Genomic DNA, 403 nt, shown 5'->3' with positions numbered 1-403 from the left:
CTACAAGGAAATACGTCATGCCATACAAAGTTAAGCACTACGCTCAACCTGTCAACGTAGGTTACTCGGTAAGTTGGGAAGCTGTCGCTATCGAGCTTTTCATTGGGGGTATCTGTTCTGTTATGGCATATTTCGGATGGACAACGGGTGTAATTCTTATGGCTGCACCATGCGCCTTTGTTGCGTTTTCATGTTATATATTGGTCATCGCACAAATAGTTCTTTATCTTAGAGAAAAACAACAGAGCAAGGCCCCAAAGTAGGACGGCTGCTCTTATGACACAATCTAGGTTATTTAAGGGCGCACCTAACAAGCCAATAAACGCACTCACTTCGTTCGCTGGGACGCATACACACGGGGCGGCTGCGCCATTATGCCCCGCATGTCTGCGCCCGTTATTGG

General features: G+C 47.1%; 1 protein-coding gene. It reads left to right on the top strand.

Translation table 11 applies throughout. The features are described from left to right. Positions 1–263 (top strand): hypothetical protein (locus J8L84_RS20300; RefSeq protein ID WP_211072288.1); only part of this gene is annotated, 263 nt, incomplete at its 5' end. Between the last annotated feature and the right edge of the window lie 140 nt (positions 264–403).

It is taken from the genome of Alteromonas sp. MMG017 (assembly GCF_018100795.1).
GTDB lineage: Bacteria > Pseudomonadota > Gammaproteobacteria > Enterobacterales > Alteromonadaceae > Alteromonas.
Note: the sequence above shows the minus strand (reverse complement) of the source record. Positions and strands in the feature narration are given on the sequence as shown.